At 65.3% G+C, this 19,508-nt stretch carries 18 protein-coding genes; 8 read left to right on the top strand and 10 right to left on the bottom strand.

Features of this window, described 5'->3' with window-relative positions; translation table 11 throughout:
* Positions 1-38 precede the first annotated feature (38 nt).
* Positions 39-851 carry a formate/nitrite transporter family protein gene (locus Q7V20_RS05640; protein ID WP_304788076.1) on the top strand — a complete coding sequence of 271 codons (813 nt, stop codon included), beginning with the start codon at positions 39-41 and terminating at the stop codon, positions 849-851.
* Complete coding sequence (locus Q7V20_RS05635) at positions 848-2,584, top strand: bifunctional protein-serine/threonine kinase/phosphatase (RefSeq protein WP_304788074.1); 1,737 nt, start codon at positions 848-850, stop codon at positions 2,582-2,584. The genes Q7V20_RS05640 and Q7V20_RS05635 overlap by 4 nt, the downstream gene beginning before the upstream one ends.
* Positions 2,585-2,625: 41 nt before the next feature.
* On the opposite strand, the gene Q7V20_RS05630 is transcribed toward Q7V20_RS05635, so the two are convergent.
* Positions 2,626-4,269, bottom strand: a complete 1,644-nt coding sequence (locus Q7V20_RS05630; RefSeq protein WP_304788072.1) for a GMC family oxidoreductase — start codon at positions 4,267-4,269, stop codon at positions 2,626-2,628.
* A gap of 34 nt (positions 4,270-4,303) precedes the next feature.
* Here Q7V20_RS05630 and Q7V20_RS05625 point away from each other — a divergent pair, with 34 nt between their 5' ends.
* A complete protein-coding gene (locus Q7V20_RS05625; RefSeq protein ID WP_304788070.1) occupies positions 4,304-4,924 on the top strand; it encodes a TetR/AcrR family transcriptional regulator in 621 nt (206 codons plus the stop codon).
* 28 nt (positions 4,925-4,952) lie between these two features.
* Here Q7V20_RS05625 and Q7V20_RS05620 read toward each other — a convergent pair whose 3' ends face one another.
* Positions 4,953-5,579: a TetR/AcrR family transcriptional regulator gene (locus Q7V20_RS05620; protein ID WP_304788068.1), complete on the bottom strand. Its 627-nt coding sequence runs from the start codon at positions 5,577-5,579 to the stop codon at positions 4,953-4,955.
* 102 nt (positions 5,580-5,681) lie between these two features.
* Here Q7V20_RS05620 and Q7V20_RS05615 point away from each other — a divergent pair, with 102 nt between their 5' ends.
* Positions 5,682-6,557: a fumarylacetoacetate hydrolase family protein gene (locus Q7V20_RS05615; RefSeq protein WP_304788066.1), complete on the top strand. Its 876-nt coding sequence runs from the start codon at positions 5,682-5,684 to the stop codon at positions 6,555-6,557.
* Positions 6,558-6,568: 11 nt separating this feature from the next.
* A complete protein-coding gene (locus Q7V20_RS05610; RefSeq protein ID WP_304788064.1) occupies positions 6,569-7,675 on the top strand; it encodes an MBL fold metallo-hydrolase in 1,107 nt (368 codons plus the stop codon).
* Here the strand turns inward: Q7V20_RS05610 and Q7V20_RS05605 are convergent.
* Positions 7,656-8,222, bottom strand: coding sequence for a TetR/AcrR family transcriptional regulator (locus Q7V20_RS05605; protein ID WP_304788063.1), 567 nt, complete (start codon positions 8,220-8,222; stop codon positions 7,656-7,658). The two genes, Q7V20_RS05610 and Q7V20_RS05605, sit on opposite strands and share 20 nt — an antisense overlap.
* Positions 8,223-8,331: 109 nt before the next feature.
* Between Q7V20_RS05605 and Q7V20_RS05600 the strand changes: the two genes are divergently transcribed.
* Positions 8,332-9,531, top strand: a complete 1,200-nt coding sequence (locus tag Q7V20_RS05600) for a DAPG hydrolase family protein (protein WP_304788061.1) — start codon at positions 8,332-8,334, stop codon at positions 9,529-9,531.
* Here the strand turns inward: Q7V20_RS05600 and Q7V20_RS05595 are convergent.
* From Q7V20_RS05595 to Q7V20_RS05585, 3 genes are read right to left on the bottom strand one after another with little or no spacing between them, the layout of a single operon-like run.
* Positions 9,525-10,016 carry a dihydrofolate reductase gene (locus Q7V20_RS05595; protein ID WP_304788059.1) on the bottom strand — a complete coding sequence of 164 codons (492 nt, stop codon included), beginning with the start codon at positions 10,014-10,016 and terminating at the stop codon, positions 9,525-9,527. The two genes, Q7V20_RS05600 and Q7V20_RS05595, sit on opposite strands and share 7 nt — an antisense overlap.
* Entirely contained in the window at positions 10,013-10,849 is an 837-nt protein-coding gene (locus Q7V20_RS05590; protein ID WP_304788057.1) for a thymidylate synthase, read from the bottom strand. The genes Q7V20_RS05595 and Q7V20_RS05590 overlap by 4 nt, the downstream gene beginning before the upstream one ends.
* A gap of 27 nt (positions 10,850-10,876) precedes the next feature.
* Positions 10,877-12,673, bottom strand: a complete 1,797-nt coding sequence (locus tag Q7V20_RS05585; protein ID WP_304788055.1) for an ABC transporter transmembrane domain-containing protein — start codon at positions 12,671-12,673, stop codon at positions 10,877-10,879.
* Between the two features lie 76 nt (positions 12,674-12,749).
* On the opposite strand from Q7V20_RS05585, the gene Q7V20_RS05580 reads away from it, so the two are divergent.
* On the top strand, positions 12,750-13,289 hold the full coding sequence (locus tag Q7V20_RS05580; RefSeq protein ID WP_304788053.1) for a MarR family winged helix-turn-helix transcriptional regulator: 540 nt from the start codon (positions 12,750-12,752) through the stop codon (positions 13,287-13,289).
* A 4-nt stretch (positions 13,290-13,293) separates the two neighbouring features.
* Here Q7V20_RS05580 and miaA read toward each other — a convergent pair whose 3' ends face one another.
* From miaA to mutL, 4 genes are read right to left on the bottom strand one after another with little or no spacing between them, the layout of a single operon-like run.
* On the bottom strand, positions 13,294-14,256 hold the full coding sequence (gene miaA / locus Q7V20_RS05575; RefSeq protein ID WP_304788051.1) for a tRNA (adenosine(37)-N6)-dimethylallyltransferase MiaA: 963 nt from the start codon (positions 14,254-14,256) through the stop codon (positions 13,294-13,296).
* Between the two features lie 6 nt (positions 14,257-14,262).
* Complete coding sequence (locus Q7V20_RS05570) at positions 14,263-15,516, bottom strand: multidrug effflux MFS transporter (RefSeq protein WP_304788049.1); 1,254 nt, start codon at positions 15,514-15,516, stop codon at positions 14,263-14,265.
* Positions 15,503-16,804, bottom strand: a complete 1,302-nt coding sequence (locus Q7V20_RS24310) for a pseudouridine synthase (RefSeq protein WP_370652408.1) — start codon at positions 16,802-16,804, stop codon at positions 15,503-15,505. The genes Q7V20_RS05570 and Q7V20_RS24310 overlap by 14 nt, the downstream gene beginning before the upstream one ends.
* 18 nt (positions 16,805-16,822) lie before the next feature.
* The gene (mutL, locus tag Q7V20_RS05560) at positions 16,823-18,772 is read right to left on the bottom strand and encodes a DNA mismatch repair endonuclease MutL (protein WP_304788047.1); all 1,950 of its coding nucleotides are present in this window, start codon (positions 18,770-18,772) and stop codon (positions 16,823-16,825) included.
* A 35-nt stretch (positions 18,773-18,807) separates the two neighbouring features.
* Here mutL and Q7V20_RS05555 point away from each other — a divergent pair, with 35 nt between their 5' ends.
* The gene (locus Q7V20_RS05555) at positions 18,808-19,458 is read left to right on the top strand and encodes a DedA family protein (protein ID WP_304788046.1); all 651 of its coding nucleotides are present in this window, start codon (positions 18,808-18,810) and stop codon (positions 19,456-19,458) included.
* Positions 19,459-19,508 lie beyond the last annotated feature (50 nt).

Raw genomic sequence — 19,508 nt, 5'->3', positions numbered from 1 at the left:
TTTTTTGTTTTTCCGCTTTTATTTTCAAAGGAAGTCAGATGGCTTACCTCGCTCCTGCCGAGTTCGTGACCAAGATGGTTGACGCCGGTGAATCCAAACTCCTGATGTCCACGCGGGACACCCTCATCCGCTCTTTCATGGCCGGGGCCATCCTGGCGCTGGGCGCCGCTTTCGCGGTCACCATCACGGTGAACACGGGCAACGCGCTGCTGGGCGCCTTGCTCTTCCCGGTCGGCTTCATCATGCTTTACCTGCTGGGCTTCGACCTGCTGACCGGTGTGTTCACCTTGGCCCCGCTGGCCGTGTTCGACAAGCGCCCCGGTGCCACCTGGGGCGGCGTCATGCGCAACTGGAGCCTGGTGTTCGTGGGCAACTTCGGTGGCGCCTTCATGGTGGCCGTGTTCATGGCCATCATCTTCACCTTCGGATTCAGCGAGGCGCCCAACGCGGTCGGCCAGAAGATCGGCCACATCGGTGAGGGCCGCACGGTGGGCTACGCCGCGCACGGCGCTGCCGGTATGCTGACCCTGTTCATCCGTGGCGTGATGTGCAACTGGATGGTGTCCACCGGCGTGGTCGCGGCCATGATGTCCACCACGGTGTCGGGCAAGGCCATCGGCATGTGGATGCCGATCGCGCTGTTCTTCTACATGGGTTTTGAGCACAGCATTGTCAACATGTTCCTGTTCCCCTCGGGCTTGCTGCTGGGGGGCAACTTCACGCTCATGGATTACCTGATCTGGAACGAGATCCCCACCGTGATCGGCAACCTGGTGGGCGGCTTGACCTTCGTGGGCGCCACGCTGTACTCCACGCATTACAAGACCGGCGCCAAGCGCGTCGCGGCTTGATCGCAGCACTTCGTGTCACGCTCGGCCAGCATTCGCAGGCCGGGCGCAAGCCTGTCAACCAGGACTTCCATGGCGCGGCTATACCGGCCGAGCCGCACTTGAGCGCCAAGGGCATCGTCATCGCCCTGGCCGACGGCATCAGCAGCAGCGCTGTCAGCCAGGTGGCCAGTGCCGCCGCAGTGCGTGGGTTCCTGGATGACTACTACTGCACCTCCGAGGCCTGGTCGGTCTCGCGGGCGGCGCAGCGCGTGCTGGACGCCACCAACTCATGGTTGCATGCCCAGACGCAAAAAAGCGATGCCCGCTTTGACGCGGACCGAGGCTACGTCTGCACCTTCAGCGCCTTGATCTTCAAGGGCTGCGAGGCCCACCTGCTGCACGTGGGGGACACGAGGGTTTACAGGCTGCATGCGCAAGCCCTGGAGCAGCTCAGCGATGATCACCGCGTTCGCGTCTCTTCGGTCGAGACTTACCTGGGGCGTGCGCTCGGCGCCGGGCCCTCGGTCGACATTGATTACCGAAGCTGGCTCACCGAAGTGGGCGAGGTGTATGTGCTGGCCACCGATGGGGTCTACGAGCACCTGGACGCCGCCGCCGTGCACGCGGCGTTGGCCGAACACCCTGGCGATTTCGACGCGGCTGCAGCTGCGCTCACGGCCGTGGCCCTGGCGCGCGGCAGTGCCGACAACCTGACGGTGCAACTGGTGCGCATCGACGCGCTGCCGGATGCCCAGGCCTCGCAATTGCACGCCCAGCGCGAGGGCTTGCGCTTGCCGCCGCCTTTGCTGCCACGGATGGATTTCGAGGGCTACACCATCGTGCGCGAGTTGCACGCCAGTTCGCGCAGCCATGTGCACCTGGCCATCGACCAGCACAGCGGGCAGCACGTGGTGCTGAAAACCCCCTCTGTGGATTTGCGCGATGACCCCGTGTACCTGGACCGCTTCATCCTGGAGGAGTGGATCGCGCGCCGGATCGACAGCGCCCACGTGCTCAAAGCCAGCGCGGCCGATCGCCCGCGTGAGCACCTGTTCGTGGCCATGGAGTACATCGATGGCCAGTCACTGGCGCAGTGGATGATCGATCATCCACGGCCGGATCTGGGCAGCGTGCGCAGCATCATCGAGCAGGTGGCCAAGGGGCTGCGGGCCTTTCATCGCAAAGAGATGCTGCACCAGGACCTGCGGCCTGAGAACCTGATGATCGACCGAACTGGCACCGTCAAGATCATCGATTTTGCTTCCACGCACGTGGCCGGCCTGACCGAAGGCACCCTGGACGCGCGCCCACAGGCCATCGCCGGGTCATTGCAGTACACGGCGCCCGAGTACTTCATTGGGGGCATGGGCAGCCCGCAGTCGGAGTTGTTCTCGCTGGCCGTGATCGCCTACCAGATGCTCACAGGGCATTTGCCCTACGGCTTGCAAGTGACCCAACTGCGCTCGCCCGGTGACCTGCAGCGGCTGCGCTACATCCCGGCGCGCGAGCGACGCGCGGATCTGCCGCCGTGGATTGATGCCGTGCTGCGCCGTGCATTGCACCCGCAGGTCGGCAAACGACAGGAGGCGCTCTCCGAGTTTGTCCATGATCTGTCGACCCCCGGCGCTCAATACCAAGGCCACCGTTCGGCACCGCTGATCGATCGCAACCCGGTGGTGTTCTGGCAAACATTGACGGTGCTGCTGGCCTTGGCGGTGCTGGTGTTGTTGGGGCTGAGGCTCGGCGGGCATTGAGGAGCCGCCGTCATCGCGGCCCGCCATGCCGACCCTGCGCCTCAGGTTCTGGCCGCCTTGATCAGGTCTGACGCCTTCTCGCCAATCATGATGGTCGGCGCGTTGGTGTTGCCGCCGACCAGTGTTGGCATGATGGACGCATCGACCACGCGCAGACCCTGAACGCCGCGCACCCGCAACTGATCGTCCACCACCGCCATCGGGTCGCTCGCGAACGTGCCCATCTTGCAGGTGCCCACCGGGTGGTAGATCGTTTCGGCGTGTTGGCGGATGTAGTCCGCCAGCTGTTCATCGGTGAACACGGCCTTGCCGGGCGCCAGCTCATTGCCGCGGTCGTCATCGAAGGCCGGCGCAGCGAAGATGCGGCGCACCTGCTTGACACCCAGCACCAGCTTGGCCAGATCGTCCGGGTGGGACAGGTAGTTGGCCTGGATGGCGGGGTGGCTGGCGGGGTTCTTGTCTTTCAAGGTGATCTGGCCCCGGCTCTTGGGGTGCAGGTCGCAGACGTGCATTGAAAAGCCCTGGCCCATCAGGAAGCGCAGGTCCCGGCCATGGTTGCGCATGCGTGCCGGCATGAAATGCAGTTGCAGGTCGGGGATGGGCTCGGACGGGCTGCTTTTGAGGAAGCCGCAACCCTCGGCGCCGTTGCTGGTGAACATGCCCTGGCCATGCGCCATCAATTGGAAAAAGGCCCAGGGCCCGCCCAGGATGTTGTGGGGGGTGAGGCCCCGCGACAGGGCGCGCCTGCCCTGGTGGATCACCATCACGTCCAGGTGATCCTGCAGGTTCTGGCCCACGCCGGGCAGGTCCACCTGCGTGTCGATGCCGTGCGATTGCAGGTGCTGGCCCGGACCAATGCCCGAGAGCATCAGCAATTGCGGGCTTTGCAAGGCCCCGGCGCAGAGGATGACCTCGTGCCGTGCCTTGAGGCTGTGCAACTGGCCTTGGTGCTGGTATTCGACGCCCACGGCGCGGCACGCACCACCCGTGCCTTCGAGCAGCACGCGGTGCGCCATGGCCGCAGTGATGATGCGCAGGTTGGGGCGGTCACGGACAGGATCGAGGTAGCCCTTGGCGGCGCTCCAACGCAGCCCATTCTTTTGCGTGACCTGGAAGTAGCCGACGCCTTCCTGGTTGGCGCCGTCGTTGAAGTCATCGTTCTCAGGGAAGCCAGCTTGCACGCCCGCGTCGATGTAGGTGCGGGTGAGGGGAGAGGGGGCGCGGAAGTCGGAAACATGCAGCGGGCCACCGGCGCCGTGGTAAGTCGATGCACCCCGTGCCTGGTCTTCGGACCGCTTGAAATAAGGCAGCACGTCGTCAAAGCCCCAACCCGCATTGCCTTCGGCGGCCCAGCCGTCGTAGTCGTTCGGGTGGCCGCGGGTGTAGCACATGGCGTTCATGGAACTGCTGCCGCCCAGCATGCGTCCGCGTGGCCAGAACAAGCGGCGCCCGGCCAATTGCGACTCGGGCTCGGTGTTGAACTGCCAGTTCAACACCTTGCTGCGCATCAGCCACAACATGCCGGCGGGCACGTGGATGGTGGGATTGGCGTCGGCCGGCCCGGCTTCCAGCAGGCAAACTGTCACCCCAGCATCTTCGCTGAGGCGGTTGGCCAGCACGCAGCCCGCGGAGCCGCCGCCCACCACGATGTAGTCCACCAACTTTGACTCGGGCTGTCGCGCCATTTTGCATACCAATGAAATTTAATATACTGTGAGTATGTCAACTGAAAAGAAACCTGTCAAACGACTGCGGGATGTCCATGCAGAAGCCACGCGTGTTGCGCTGACGGCGGCGGCGCGGCGGCGCTTTTCGCAGATGGGGTTCGCGGGCACCAGCCTGGACGACGTGGCCAGCGATGCGGGCACGACCAAGGGCGCTGTTTATCACCACTTCAAGGACAAGAAGGCGCTGTTCCGGGCGGTCTATGAAGAAGTCTCCCAGGAACTGATCGCCGCCATCGCTGCCACCCCGGGCTTGGCGGCCTCATCTGGGGACGTGGCTTTGCACGCCTTCCTGGTTCATGCAGGCGAGGCGGCCTGTCAACGGGTCTTGTTCATGGATGGGCCGATGGTGCTGGGCGCTGCTGAATGCCGCGCCATCGACACGCGCTATTCGCTGGGCCTGTTGAACCACCTGATCGAAAGCCAGGTGTCACCGGACCTGCTGGTGAGCACCGGCATCGATGCGCTGTCCAAGATGCTGCTGGCGGTGCTCGTGGAGTCGGCGCAGATCATCGCGTCGTCGCCCGAGCCTGAAGCGACGATGGTCGGCATCAAGCAGGTGCTGAACCGCATGATCTTGGCGTTGTCGGCGCCGCAAGAAGCTCGCGGGTCCTGAGCAAGGGCGTGCTGCCCTTGGCGGGTGGCTATGGACTTTGAAGTACCACGGCCCCGGCGATCAGTGTTCTGAGCAATTCGTCGCCGGCATCGATCAGGCGCGTGCGCGACCGTGGCGACTCCAGGTAGGCGATGCACAGCCTGAAGACCTGCTGGATGTCGATGGCCAGCAGCCGACGCAGCCGGGCTTCGTCCAGCTTGGGCAGGATGCCCAGAGCCTGCAGGTCTCGGAACATGTCGTCGCACAACTGGTCCATCGCCTTCTGGACGAGATCGCGGCTTTCAGACGGCGGGCCGTGCCAGACGCGGTAAGCCAGGATGAAGGGATCGCTGTTCTGCCGGGCGAAGTCAAAAAGCAGGCCAATGGCCACCTGTGAAACCGACTGCCCGGGGGGGATTTGCTGGCGGGCTTCGGTCAGGCCGGAGCGCAGGTTTGAGACGAACTCTTCGATGATGGCCGCCTGCATTTCTTCCAGGCTGCTGAAGTGCCGGTAAAAGGTGTTGTGGTTGAGGCCGGCTTCTCTCGCCAGTTCACGCAAGGCCAGTGTGCTTTGCAGGGTTTGCCGCGCAAGCAGCCTGGTGGCGGTGTCCATCAGCAGGCGTTTGCCCTGCGCCATGCGCGGTTGAGATGGGTCGGAGGGGGCGGTCTTGCTCATGGCCTCGATCATGGCCCAGATTTTTGACCGTGTGGTGTTGACATGAGGTATCCAGATGGATACATTGCAGCCGGTTGGATACTTTAACTTGGAAGGGTTGGCATGAAGGTGCGTCGTTGCGCGGCTGGGCTGGAGGTGGAGCAGGGCGGTCAATGGCAGGCATTGAGCCAGATGCCTGACGCGGTGCAGGCTTCCCTGGCCTGGCTGGTGCCGCTGGGGCCCGACGCAGGTGTTGAGCCTTTGCCCGTGAGCCCCCGCTCTTTCAGGGATTGCATGCTGTTCGAGCGGCACTGGATCCAATCGTCGCGGGGCTATGCCCGCCGCTTCATGCCGGTGGCCTACCGCTTGGCCCGCGCGTGCGAGGTGTTGACGGGCCGCCCGTTCCCGGCATTTCGGCCGCATGCCTTGGCACGCCGCCAGCCCATCTACTACTTTGGCAACCACCTGAGCTTTGTGCCCAGCGGAACGCCGGTGAGTGCGCCGTCTTACTCCAAGGCACTGGACTACGAGCTGGAACTGGGCCTGGTGTTGTCAAAGCCCCTGTTCAACGCCACCGCCGACGAGGCTTGGCGTGCCATTGGCGGTTTTGTCGTGGTCAATGATTGGACGGCCAGGGATGTGCAGCGGCCCGAGATGCAAAGCGGCATGGGCCCGCAGAAATCCAAGCACTTCCTCAGCTCGATGTCGGGGACCCTGGTCACCGCCGACGAGGTCTTGCACCGCATCGATACCCTGTCGGCATTCGTTGAAATCAATGGCCAAGTGGTGTCGCGCACGTCCACACAAGACATGCTGTTCAGCCTGGGCGATTTGCTGGCGCACTTGTCGAAAGACGAGCACCTTCACCCCGGCGAGTTGATCGCCACCGGCACCTTGCCCAGCGGCTGCGGCATGGAAAACGGCCACTGGGTCAAGCCTGGCGATGTGCTTCGCATGGGCATCGAGTCGGTGGGCGAGATCGTCCACCCGATCCGCTGACTCGAAGAACCATGATGAACGCGACCTGGCTGGGTGGGCCTCAGCGCACCTTCACGCGCTTTGGTGAGCCCGCGCGCTTCAAGGAGGGGCTGTACCGCTTGGGCACCCGCACTCACGCCTGGATGGTGCCCAATGGCTCCTGGGGCGAGACCAACGTGGGCCTGATCGATTGCGGCGGCCAAAGCGTGCTGGTGGACACCTGCTGGGATGTGCGCTTCACGCAAGAGGCCTTGGACTTTGCCGCCGACATCTTGAAGCGATCGCCCATCGAGCACGTCATCAACACGCACGCCGATGGCGATCACTGCTGGGGCAACCAGCTCTTCAAGGACAAACCAATCATCGCCTCGCAGGCCTGCATCCGCCAGATGCACCACCAGCATCCGCGGCAGTTGCAGGCTTTGAAGGTGGGTGGGCAGTGGCTGCGCCACGTGCCTTGGGCAGGCATCGACCAGTTCGGGCACTACATGCACCACATGTTCAAACCCTATGGCTTTGACCAGGTGGTGATCACCGATCCTACCGAGGGCTTTTCGGTGCAGCGAACCTTGACGGTCAATGGCCTCGACATCGTGATAACCGAAGTGGGCCCCGGCCACACCGATGGCGATTGCATCGTGCATGTGCCCGACCAGCGGGTGGCCTATGCCGGCGACATCGTGTTCGTGGGCGTGACGCCCGTGGCCTGGTCGGGCCCGGTGGGCAACATCGTGGCCGCGCTCCAGCGTTTGTTGGCCTTGAAGGCGGACGTGATCGTGCCGGGCCATGGGCCGCTGGCTTCGCCGCACGACGTGCAGCGGCTGATCGACTATTGGGATTTGGTGCAGGAAGGCGTGTACCTGCGTTTCCGCCAAGGCATGTCGGCTTTCGAAGCGGCCAGGGACCTGATGTTCAGCCCGGCCTTCGCGGCGCAGGGCTTTTTGCAGTGGGACTCGCCCGAGCGATTGCTGACCAGCACTTGCACGCTGTACCGCGGTTGGGGCGCCCGGCCTGGACGACTGCCAGGCAAACTGGGCGTGATGGATCAGTTGCGGCAGCAAGCCATGCTGGCTTTCGAGTTGCCGCAGGCCACGCCCAGGCGCATGCACCGTTTTCAGCTCACCCCAGCAGCTTCTTGAATGCGGCCTTTTGCTGCGCCACCGTGGCCACCGGGCCGTTCGCGCGCACCTGGTCCAGCAGCATGCCGTCCACCAGCACCACCAGGACGGGGGCCATCTGGCGCGGCTTGGGCACCCCGGCATGCCCCAGGGCGGCTTCGGTGGCTTGCAGAAAGTACGCACGCTGTTGGGTGAGTATCTCGGCCAGCTCAGGCTCCCGGGAGGCCATCAGGAACAGCTCGAAGCGGGCCACCAGGCGAGGGCGCTTGGGCGGCGACAACCAGTCCGCCAACCGCGCAATCAGCAGGTCGATGAGGCCGTCGACCGACAGCGGCGCCTTGGCCATGCGCTGCGCATCGACCTGCAGATCGGCCAGGTCCAGCGCGGCATGCCGCTTCAAGGTCAGGGTCAGCAGATCAAGCCGGGTGCGGCAGTAAAACGAGGTGGATCCGGCGGGCAGATCAGCCTGGGTGTCCACCGCGCGGTGCGTCAGGCCGCGCGCGCCAACGGTGCCGAGCAGTTCGATGGCGGCGTCGGCGATCAAGGTCTTGCGGTCTTCTTTTTCCATCGGGGCAATGACAAACAGGCTGAGGGTTTACGGCATGGCGGCATCAACTCTACATCAGTAGAGTTTGAGGTATTCTCTACACCTGTAGATAAACCTTTGGAGGTCGATCGTGTCACAACCCCTGCGTTCATTCATCTTAGCGGGCGCCATCAGCCTGATTCAGCCTGTGTACTTTGCGCAGGGCTTGCCCGGTGCCGCCCAAGCCCAGGTGGTCAGCGCCTCGGCGCAGTTCGTGGTGCCAGACACCCGCCCGGAAGCCTTCAGCTGGTACTGGGACAACGTGGACCAGGGCCTGTTCACCGGGGCCAACCGAGACAACACCGCCTTCCGATGGACCCAGGCACCGGCCAGCCCGCAGCACCTGGGTTACTCGGCGGGTGCCCGCTACCAGGCCACCAGCACCTTTGGCGGCGCCAGGCACACCGTGGACGTCAGCTACCTTGACCCTGCCACCATGCATGGCCGCGTGGCATCCGACAATTTCCTGGGCAGCAAGCCCTACAGCTTCGTGGCGCAGAGCGTGTCGGTGGATGGCAAGCCACCTTTCACGGTGCTGATCCAGTACACGCCCACGGGCAGCACCTTCAGCGACAGCCAGTTCCGCATCCAGGCCACGCTGGCGTCTGATCCGCGACTGGCCCAGGCCTATGTGGACCACCTGCGAAAGACCTTGTGCGGGCTCAAGCCCACCTTGACGGAGGCCCTGAACGAGCGCTACTTCAACGCGGTGCTGAAGACCCGTGGCCATTACGCCTTTGGCCCCGTGGACAAGAACTGGAACGTGACGCTGACCATCGTGCAGGAGATCAAAGGCATCACCCCCGAGATGCTGGCCTGGTGGTGGGACCACATCGGCACGACCGAGCGCTACCGCCTGTGGCAGCCGATTGATCACCTGGCCTTTGAGTGGACGGTGCCACCCAACAGCCCCGATCTGCAGTACGACGTGGGCGCGGTGCAAAAGGCCAAGGAGTACATTGGCAAGATCGCCTTGACGCTCAACATCGCCGGCGCTGATCCGCACGTGGTGCCGCCACCCGTGCCTCTGACCGATCCCGGCTTCTTCTACGCCAAGACCGACCTGACCTTGCTGGCGGGCATCTTGCCCAGCAATTCGCTGACGCACCAGTGGCGCCCCAATGCCAGTGGCGATGGCGTGATCCTGACCAGCACCTTTGTGAACACCGTGCTGGCGCGCATTCTCAACAAAGACTTCTTTGACGACCTGGGCTCGCACGCGCTGCGGGAGTTCCAGATGCTGCCGTACTTCCTGCCCCGCCTCTACAAGCGCGAGTACTTGAATCAGTGACGGCGTTGGTAGGTGACGTAGGCAAACGCCAGGGGCTGGGGTTCAGTCACCAAGCGAGCCTCGCGCGCGGTCTCTTCAAAGGCCGCGCGAGGCCAGTCGGGGAAGAAGGTGTCGGCGTCCGGCACGTCCTGGTCCACCTCGGTCAACACCAGCTCGTCAGCATGCGGCAGGGCTTGGGTGTAGATCTGGCCACCGCCCATCACGAAGGCCTGTGGTGCATCGGCCACCAGGGCCAAGGCTTCGTCCAGTGAGCGCGCCACCTCCACGCCGGGCACCGACCAATCCGCGTTGCGGGTGATGACGATGTTGCGCCGACCTGGCAGCGGCCGACCGATCGAGTCGTAGGTTTTGCGGCCCATGATGAGCGGCGAGCCCATGGTGAGCTGCTTGAATCGCGGCAGGTCGCCGGGCAGGTGCCACAGCAGGGCGTTGTCCCGGCCAATGGCGCCGTTGCGGGCCACGGCGGCGATCAATGACAACTTCATACGGCCACAGCGCCCTTGATGGCCGGGTGGTGCTGGTACTCCAGCACTTCAAAATCCTCCAGCGCGTAGTCGAAGATCGAATCGGGCTTGCGCTTGATGTTCAGCAGCGGGTAAGGGTGGGGCAGGCGGCTGAGTTGCAGCTCGACCTGCTCGGTGTGGTTGCTGTAGATGTGGCAATCACCACCGGTCCAGACAAAGTCGCCCACGTCCAGGTCGCATTGCTGGGCCAGCATGTGGGTCAGCAGCGCGTAGCTGGCGATGTTGAAGGGCACGCCCAGAAAGATGTCGGCACTGCGCTGGTACAGCTGGCAGCTGAGCTTGCCCTTGCCGCCTGCCACCGTGGGCGGCGCCACGTAAAACTGGAAAAAAGCGTGGCAAGGTGGCAAGGCCATCTGATCGATCAGGCCCACGTTCCAGGCACTGACGATGATGCGGCGCGAATCGGGGCTGGTCTTGAGTTGCTTGACCACTTCACTGATCTGGTCCACGTGGCCGCCATCGGGCTTGGGCCAGTTGCGCCATTGCACGCCATAGACCGGGCCCAGCGAACCATCTTCACGCGCCCACTCGTCCCAGATGGTGACGCCGTGGTCTTTCAGGTACTTGACGTTGTCGTCGCCACGCAGAAACCACAGCAGCTCGACGATGATGGATTTGAGGTGCACCTTCTTGGTGGTGACCAGCGGGAAGCCTTCGCTCAGGTCAAAACGCATCTGGTGGCCGAACACGCTGCGCGTGCCGGTGCCGGTGCGGTCGGTCTTGCTCACGCCTTGCGTGAAAACGTGCCGCATGAAGTCTTCGTACTGGCTTCGGATGGGGCGGCTGTGGGGCATGTGCGTGCTCATGGCAGAGATTTTATTTCAGGCGGCCTGGTCGTCGAATTGCGCCGAAGCCAGGCGGGCGTAGAGGGCACAGCGTGCCATCAACTGGGCGTGCGTGCCCACGTCGATCAAATGGCCCTTGTCCATGACGGCGATGCGGTCCGCGTTGATGACGGTGCTCAGCCGGTGGGCGATGACCAGGGTAGTGCGGTGCTGCATGGCGGCTTCCAGGGCGGCCTGCACGGCGCGTTCGCTCTCGGTGTCCAGGGCGCTGGTGGCTTCGTCCAGCAACAGCAAGGGCGCGTCTTTCAGGATGGCGCGGGCGATGCTGATGCGCTGGCGTTGGCCACCCGACAGGCGCACGCCGCGTTCGCCCAGGAAGGTCTGGTAGCCCTCGGGCAACTGGCTGATGAAATCGTGGGCGTGGGCGGCCTTGGCGGCGGCGATCACCTCGTCGTCGGTGGCCTCGGGGCGGCCGTAGCGGATGTTTTCAATGGCGCTGGACGAGAACACCGTGCTGTCTTGCGGGACGATGCCGATGCGGTCGCGCAAGCTGTCCAGGCTCAGGTCCTGGATGGCGACGCCATCCAGCTCGATGCGGCCTGATTGCACGTCGTAAAAGCGCAGCAGCAGTTGGAACACGGTGGTTTTGCCGGCACCGCTGGGGCCGACCAGGGCCACGGTCTCGCCGGGGTTGACGCTCAAGCTCACATCGCGCAGCGCGGCCTGGTTGGGGCGTGATGGGTAGTTGAAGCCGATGTGGTCGAGCTTGACGCTGGCGCCACCCTGGCGCGCGGGCAGGGTGCGGGCGATGGTCGGCGCCTGGATGACCGAGCGGGTGGACAGCAACTCCATCAGTCGCTCGGTGGCCCCGGCGGCGCGCAGCACTTCGCCATAGACCTCTGACAAGGCCGCCACCGAGGTGATCAGCAGGATCACATAGACGACGGTCTGGCTCATGTGGCCAGCGGTGATGCGCCCTTCAATGACCGACTGGGTGCCCTGGTACAGGCCGAACAGCAGCGCGCCCGCGGTGGCGCTGATGATGAAGGCGACCAGCACGGCGCGGGCGCGGATGCGGCGCACGCCGGTGCTGAACGCCTCTTCGGCCGATTGGCCAAAGCGCGTGGCTTCGCGGCCTTCGGCGGTGTGGCTTTGCACCACGGGGATGGCGTTGAGCACTTCGGCGGCGATGGCGCTGGCGTCGGCCAGGCGGTCCTGGCTGGTGCGCGACAGCTTGCGCACCCGGCGGCCGTAGACGATGGCCGGCAGCACCACCAGGATCAGGATGCCCAGCACCTGTGCCATCACATACGGGTTGGTGATGACCAGCATGGTCAGGGCGCCCAGGCCCATGATCACGTTGCGCAGTCCGATCGACAGGCTGGAGCCCACCACGGTCTGGATCAGCGTGGTGTCACCAGTCAGGCGGGACAGCACTTCGCCGGTCTGCGTGCGCTCAAAGAACTCGGGGCTTTGTCGCAGCACGTGGCTGTAAACCGCGCGCTTGAGGTCGGTGGTGATGCGCTCGCCCAGCCAGGTCACCGAGTAATAGCGCAAGGCCGAAAACACGCCCAGCGCCAGGCCCACGCCAAACAGGGCCAGGAAATGGCCACGCAGCGCCATCACGCGTTGATCCGGGTCGCCGGGCATGAAGCCGTTGTCGATCAGGGTGCGCAAGGTGATGGGCAGCACCAGCGTGGTGATGGCGGCCATTGTCAGGAACAGCATGGCAAGCAGGATGCGGCCTCGGTGTGGGCGCAGGAACGGCGCCAGCCCTTTCAAGGACTGGGGCGATGCACTGGGTGCGGCCTGAGGTGATGCTGAATCGGGCATGGCGTGCAAAGCGTGGAGGGGTAAGGCGTGATTATGGTGCCTTGACAATATTTGTATAGGCAATTAAATTCTTGCCATGACGAACAAGAAACCGGACCCGGTGTCGGCCGCCATCCACGGCGCGAATTTCTACACGCCGGAGCGATTTTCCAGCCACGACAGCGTGGGCTTCCTGATGAAGCGCGTCATGCTGGCCTTGGTGACCGATGTGGACCGCCAGCTGGAAGCCCATGGCCTGACGCACGCGCAGTGGACGCCTTTGTTTTTGCTGCGGCAAGGGCGCGTCAACACCTTGGCAGAACTGTCGCGCGAGTTGCAGCTTGACGCGGGCGCCCTGACACGCACGCTGGACCGCCTGGAGGCCAAAGGGCTGTGCACACGTGAGCGTTCAACGCAAGACCGCCGGGTAGTGCACCTGGCTTTGACCGAAGAAGGCCTGGCTGCTTCGGCCCACGTGCCCAAGGTGTTGTGCGAAACGCTCAACGCTTTCCTGAGCGGCTTCAGCCACGATGAGTGGCAGACCTTGCTCGATTTTCTGCGCCGCATGGCCCACAACGCCGAACTGGTCCGCGAGGTCAGCGGTGGCCCGCATGACGTTCATCAATCCAAAGCTTGATTGATCAGCAGTGCGGCCGCAGCAGGGCGTGCGCCTGTGCCATCGCATCTGGCGCATCGGCCGCGACCACGTGCCGCCAAGGCATGCCGCGCAACCAGGTCAGCTGGCGCTTGGCCAATTGCCGGGTGGCGGCGATGCCGCGCTCGGTCACGGCGGCCAGGTGTTTGGCATCGCTCAGGTCCAAGCCCTCGTCCAGCGCCTCCCACACCTGCCGGTAGCCCACGCAGCGCATGGAAGGCAGGTCCGGGTGCAGATCGTTGCGAGCGCGCAGGCCGCGCACCTCGTCGATGAAGCCTGCTTGCATCATCTGTTCAAAGCGCAGTGCGATGCGTTGGTGCAGCCAAGGGCGCTCAGTGGGCTCCAGTGACACCAGCACCGTGTGGGCTGGGCCTTGCTCACCATGCGATGGCGCGCGCAGGTGGAAGCTGGACAGGGGCTTGCCGGTGCTGTGCCAGACCTCCAGCGCGCGCTGGATGCGTTGGGTGTCGCCAGGCGGCAGGCGCGCGGCTGTGACAGGATCAACCTGGGCCAGCTCGGCGTGCAATGCGCTCCAGCCTTCGGTTTGCGCGCGGGCATCCAGCATGGCACGCACGGTGGGGTCGGCGGGTGGCATCTCGTCCAGACCGTCCAGCAGGGACTTGATGTAGAGCATGGTGCCGCCCACCAGCACGGGGTGGCGGCCACGCGCGCGGATCTCGGCCATCAGGCGTTGTGTGTCGCGCACGAAGCGCGCGGCGCTGTAGCTTTCAAGCGGGTCGATGATGTCGATCAGGTGATGGGGCACGGCGGCCAGCTCGTCGGGCGTGGGCTTGGCGGTGCCGATGTCCATGCCGCGGTAGACCAGGGCCGAGTCCACGCTGATGATCTCGATGGGGGCGTGCGCGGCCAGGCCGAGCGCGATGGCGGTTTTGCCGCTGGCGGTGGGGCCGGCCAGGATCAAGGTGGTGGTGGGGGTGTCGAGGTTCATGGCGGCTCAGATCGGGGCAAGGGCGAGTCCGTCGCGTTGCACCAGGTGCAGTGCCACCCACGCCGTGCAGGCCGCGCCCACACAGACGCCCAGCGTCATCGGGTAGATGGTGCCCGCCCACAGGGGCAGCTTCATGGCGGCGGCCAGCAGCGCGCCCACGCCAAAGGCGATGGAGGCCAGCACGAAGCCGGACAAGGCCGAAGCGGCTCCCGCGTGGCGCGGAAAGCTTGCCACCACGCCGGTCTGGCCGCAAGGCTGGTGGATGCCGTGGGCACAAGCGTAGACCCACAAACCCGGCAGGATCCAGTACATGCCGGGCACCGTACCGGCGAGCGCGGCGTAGGCCGACACCCCCGCCGTCCACAGGCCACCTGTCAGCGTCAGCAAGCCTGCCACGCGCACGCTGCCGATCAAGCCCCGGCTGACCAGCATGCGGCGGCACAGGGCCACGCCGATCAGGTAAGCGACCGACCACGAGGCCATCACGAAGCCAAAGGCCTGGCGGCTGCAACCGAGCACATCGATGAAGACAAACGGCCCACTGGCCAGGCAGACGAACAGGCCGCCAAAGGTGGCCGAGGTCAGCAGGGCGTGCGCGCGGAAAGTGGGATGGCGGGCGATGTCCCACCAGTCACGCAGCAAGGTGGCGGGGCGCATCGAGCGCGTGCGGCGCTCCAGGGGCAAGGTCTCAGGCAGGCGCCAGGCCACGAAAAGCAGGGTGATGGCGCCAAACACGCCAACTGCCGCCAACGGGTAACGCCAGCCCCATTGCGTGGCCAGAAAGCCGCCAGTGACCGGGCCGGCGAGGGCGATGATGCCCAGGCCGCCCATGCCATGAGCCATCATGCGGGCGCCATCAACGGGCGCGTACAGGTCACGGACCATGGCGCGGCCGCAGACCACCGCCGCTGACAGGCAGGCGCCTTGCGCGGCGCGCGCCACCACCATCAGGCTCAGGCTGTCGGCGATGACGGTCAGGCCGCTGGCGAACACGAACAGGCTCAGGCCCCAGCGCAGCACGGGGCGGCGCCCCACGCGGTCGGCCACCGGCCCCCACACCAGTTGGCCGATGCCAAAAGCCAGCACCAGCACCGACAGGGTGAGCTGCGAGGCCGACGGGCTCACGCCCAGCCCGCGCTGCATCTGCGGCAAGCCGGGCAGGTACAGGTCGGTGGTGATGGGCTGCAGGCCCAGCAGCAGGGACAGCGCCACCACGACCACCCAGGTGGCGGGCGGACGTGTCGCTTCAGAATCGCTCATCAGGCTGCAGGAAGCGCCATTGGCCCAAGGGCAGGTTGCCCAGCACGATGCGGCCCATGCGCACGCGCTTGAGGCCCACCACCTTCAGGCCGACCTGTTCGCACATGCGGCGGATCTGGCGCTTGCGGCCTTCGCGCAGCACGAAGCGCAGTTGCTGCTCGTTCTGCCACGAGACCTTGGCGGGCTTGAGCTCAATGCCGTCCAGCATCAGGCCGTGGCGCAGCTTGTCCATCAACTCGCCGGGGAACACGCCCGAGATGTTTTTCTCATCAGGGTTGTCGGGCAGCTCGACCCGCACCAGGTATTCCTTCTCGATGTTCGAGTCTTCGCCGATGAGTTCGCGCGCGATGCGGCCATCCTGCGTCAGCACCAGCAGGCCGGTGGAGTCGATGTCGAGGCGGCCCGCAGGTGCCAGGTGCTTGAGGTGGCCGCGTGTCAGCAGCATCTTGTTGCGCTCGCCTTCCTTCCAGTGGTTCTCCGGGCGGATCAGGACGAAGGCGGGCTCGTAGCCATCTTCGGCCTGGCCACTGACGTAGCCGATGGGCTTGTTGATCAGGATGGTGACGCGTTGGGCCTGCTGGGTCTTGGCGGCGGCATCAATCGTGATGTCCTGGTGCGGGTAGACGCGCGAGCCCAGCTCGCTGACCACTTCGCCGTCGACCAGCACCCAGCCATGCTCGATCCACTCGTCGGCTTCGCGGCGCGATGACAGTCCGCGTTCGCTCATCAGCTTGGACAGGCGGATGCGCCCGTCGTGTTCGACGCTGCCTTCGGTGGGGGCCGGGGCTTGGACAGGGCGCGGGCCTTGGGCGCGGCGGCCGTCTTTGCGGAAGTCCTGCTGCGGTGCTGAAGGCGGCGAGGCTTGGCGAGTGTCCTGGTGAGGGCCGCGCGGCGCCTGGCTGCGAGGATCCTGGCGTTGCGGGCGCGGATCGTTGCGTGGGTCAGGGCGGCGGTCGTCGAAACGCGGAGGGGCCGACTCGCGAGGGCGATCATCCCGAGGCCGCGATGCAGCAGGCCGATCCCTGTCATCACGGCGTGGCGCGGGAGCACGCGGGCGCTCACCGGGCCAGCGCGATTCATCCCTCGGCGTGGATGCCGGTGCTTGTGCCGCCAATTTGGCCGCCTCTTCGCGGGCCTTGGCGGCTTGCTCGGCCTCTTCCACGGTCATGCGTTTGCGCGGGGCGGAACCGGAGCCGCGCACAGGCGGGCGCCGGGGTGCAAAAGCATCGCGCTCGGCATCGGGTGTCGCTGGCTTGTTGGCCAGGATGATTTTTTTGCGTTCGGTCATGGGGGCCTTCGTATTGGTTCAGCGGCCGCGCATGAACAGGGCGTCGAGTTCACGCATGGAGAGTTGCCGCCAGGTGGGGCGGCCGTGGTTGCATTGGTCGGCGCGGTCGGTGGCTTCCATGTCGCGCAGCAAGGCGTTCATCTCGGTCAGGGTGAGTTGCCGGTTGGCGCGCACGGCGCCATGGCAGGCCATGGTGGCCAGCAGTTCGTGTTGCGCGCGGCGGATCACGTCGCTGGCATCCAGCTGCGCCAGTTCGGCCAGCACCGAGCGGGCCAGGTCCACGCCATCGGCCTGGGTCAAAGCCAGTGGCACCGAGCGCAAGGCCAGGGTGGTGGGGCCCAACGCGTCGATGTCCAGGCCCAGGCTGACCAGGGCTTCGCGTTGTGACTCGGCGGTGGCGATCTCTTGCGGCGTGGCGGCAAAACTTTGCGGGATCAGCAGGGGCTGGCTTTCCAGGCGCTCGTGTGCCAGTTGGGCTTTCAAGCGTTCGTAGACGATGCGCTCGTGGGCGGCGTGCATGTCCACGATGACCAGGCCCTGGGCGTTTTCGGCCAGCACGAAGACGCCACCGACCTGGGCCAGGGCTCGGCCCAGGGGCCATTCGTGCGAAGGCTCGGCTTGCTGTGCGCTTGGCGCGATGCCATTGGAAGCTGACGCAGGCCTGAGCGATTCGGGCGCGAACCCGAAAGAGGTGGGCTGGTCCTGCTCGGAGGCCGCGCGGCCGAAGTTGGACGCGGGCATGCGTTCCGACGCCAGGAAAGAGCCCCCTGCGTCAGCTTGGGGCCAACCTGCCCAGCGGCGCTCGGGCGCGCCATCGGCCGGGCGTTGCCAGGCCAACGGGCTTTGCTGGTTCACCGACAAAGGCGCCTGGACGGAGGAGGGCGTTGCAGCACTGTCTGCGGGCGATGTCGGCCACGCGCCGCCAGCCGTGGTGGGCGAAGTCGAGCCCGCCTCGCCCGCCGCCAGCGTGGCGCGTGACAAGGCCAGCGCCGCTTCCACCGATTTGCGCACCGCCTGGTGCACCTCGCGCGAATCGCGGAAGCGCACTTCAATCTTCGTGGGATGCACATTGACATCAACCCGGTCAGGCGCGATCTCGATGAACAGCACATAGGTGGGCTGGCGCGAGCCATGCAGCACGTCTTCGTAAGCGGCACGCACGCCATGGCTCAGCAGCTTGTCGCGCACATGCCGACCATTGACGTAGAAGTACTGCTGATCTGCGCGGGAGCGGGCCGCGTCGGGCAGGCCGGTGTAGCCGTACACGCGCATCGGGCCCATGCTCAGTTCAACCGCCCGCGACGTGCTCATGAAGTCATCACCCAGAACATCCACCACGCGCTGGTCGGGCGATCCGGCGCGCCATTGCTCCACCAGCTTGCCTTCGTGCCACACGGCAAAGCCCACATCGGGTCGGGCCAGGGCGTGGCGGCGCACGGCTTCCAGGCAATGGGCCAGTTCGGTGCCTTCGGTCTTCAAAAACTTGCGGCGCGCCGGGGTGCTGAAAAACAGCTCGCGCACCTCGACGCTGGTGCCCACACCGCGCGCGGCCGGGCTCAACTCGCCGGATCGGGCGTCCAGGCGGTGGGCATGGGCATCGTCTGCCGTGCGGCTGGCGATCGCCATGTCCGACACGGATGCGATCGCCGCCAATGCCTCACCCCGAAAACCCATGGTCGCCACGCTTTCCAGATCGTGCAAGGAGCCGATCTTGCTGGTGGCGTGGCGCTTCAAAGCCAAGGGCAGCTCGTCAATGGGGATGCCGCTGCCGTCGTCCTCGACCAGGATCTGGCGGATGCCACCGGCCAGCAGCTTGACGGTGATCTGGCGCGCGCCCGCGTCCAGGGCGTTGTCCACCAGTTCGCGCACCACGGACGCAGGGCGTTCGACCACCTCGCCAGCCGCGATCTGGCTGATGAGTTCGTCGGGCAATTCGCGGATGTTTCGGCGGGCGGAGGAGGTCGTCATCAAAGGATTGTACGAAGCCCCCCGATAATGGGCGCATGGACATCGCTCATTTCCTCCTGGATTTCATCCTTCACGTCGACCAGCACCTGGCGAATTTCGTTCAAACCTACGGCGCCTGGGTCTATGCCCTGTTGTTCGTGATCGTGTTCGTGGAGACCGGGCTGGTGGTGATGCCTTTCCTACCGGGTGACTCGCTGCTGTTCATCGTGGGCGCCCTGGCCGGTGCGGGTGCGATGAGCCTGCCGGTGGCCATCGCCGTGCTGCTGGTGGCGGCCATCCTGGGTGACCAGGTCAACTACACCATCGGCCGCGCCATCGGCCCGAAGGTTTTCCAGTGGGAAAACTCCCGCTGGTTCAACCGCCGGGCGTTCGAGGCGGCCCACAGCTTTTACGAGAAGCACGGCGGCATCACCATCATCATCGCGCGCTTCATGCCCTTCATCCGCACTTTCGCGCCCTTTGTGGCCGGCGTGGCCGAGATGAACCGCGCCACTTTCACCGCCTACAACGTGGTCGGCGCCGTGATCTGGGTGGTGGGCCTGACCGTGGTGGGTTACTTCTTCGGCAACATCCCCATCGTGCAGCAGCATCTGAGCAAGATCATCTGGGCGATGATCCTGATCCCCGGTGTGGTGGCACTGTACGGTGGCTGGCGCGCGAGCCGCAAGGGCAAAGCCCTGGCCTGAGAGTCCGGTCGATACAATGGCGGCCCCTCACCATTGCATTGGTAGCCACC

The sequence above is a fragment of the Aquabacterium sp. genome, assembly GCF_030652515.1.
Lineage (GTDB): Bacteria > Pseudomonadota > Gammaproteobacteria > Burkholderiales > Burkholderiaceae_C > Aquabacterium.
The sequence above is the reverse complement of the archived record's forward strand: the minus strand, read 5'-3'. Positions and strand labels throughout refer to the sequence as shown.

Coding starts and splice junctions, on each gene's coding strand:
- Q7V20_RS05620 (WP_304788068.1), bottom strand. CDS start 5,579: ATGAGCAAGACCGCCCCCTCCGACCCATCTCAACCGCGCATGGCGCAG.
- Q7V20_RS05595 (WP_304788059.1), bottom strand. CDS start 10,016: ATGAAGTTGTCATTGATCGCCGCCGTGGCCCGCAACGGCGCCATTGGC.
- Q7V20_RS24310 (WP_370652408.1), bottom strand. CDS start 16,804: ATGACCGAACGCAAAAAAATCATCCTGGCCAACAAGCCAGCGACACCC.
- Q7V20_RS05585 (WP_304788055.1), bottom strand. CDS start 12,673: ATGCCCGATTCAGCATCACCTCAGGCCGCACCCAGTGCATCGCCCCAG.
- Q7V20_RS05555 (WP_304788046.1), top strand. CDS start 18,808: ATGGACATCGCTCATTTCCTCCTGGATTTCATCCTTCACGTCGACCAG.
- miaA (WP_304788051.1), bottom strand. CDS start 14,256: ATGAACCTCGACACCCCCACCACCACCTTGATCCTGGCCGGCCCCACC.
- Q7V20_RS05590 (WP_304788057.1), bottom strand. CDS start 10,849: ATGCCCCACAGCCGCCCCATCCGAAGCCAGTACGAAGACTTCATGCGG.
- Q7V20_RS05610 (WP_304788064.1), top strand. CDS start 6,569: ATGATGAACGCGACCTGGCTGGGTGGGCCTCAGCGCACCTTCACGCGC.
- Q7V20_RS05570 (WP_304788049.1), bottom strand. CDS start 15,516: ATGAGCGATTCTGAAGCGACACGTCCGCCCGCCACCTGGGTGGTCGTG.
- Q7V20_RS05615 (WP_304788066.1), top strand. CDS start 5,682: ATGAAGGTGCGTCGTTGCGCGGCTGGGCTGGAGGTGGAGCAGGGCGGT.
- Q7V20_RS05630 (WP_304788072.1), bottom strand. CDS start 4,269: ATGGCGCGACAGCCCGAGTCAAAGTTGGTGGACTACATCGTGGTGGGC.
- Q7V20_RS05605 (WP_304788063.1), bottom strand. CDS start 8,222: ATGGAAAAAGAAGACCGCAAGACCTTGATCGCCGACGCCGCCATCGAA.
- mutL (WP_304788047.1), bottom strand. CDS start 18,772: ATGACGACCTCCTCCGCCCGCCGAAACATCCGCGAATTGCCCGACGAA.
- Q7V20_RS05640 (WP_304788076.1), top strand. CDS start 39: ATGGCTTACCTCGCTCCTGCCGAGTTCGTGACCAAGATGGTTGACGCC.
- Q7V20_RS05580 (WP_304788053.1), top strand. CDS start 12,750: ATGACGAACAAGAAACCGGACCCGGTGTCGGCCGCCATCCACGGCGCG.
- Q7V20_RS05625 (WP_304788070.1), top strand. CDS start 4,304: ATGTCAACTGAAAAGAAACCTGTCAAACGACTGCGGGATGTCCATGCA.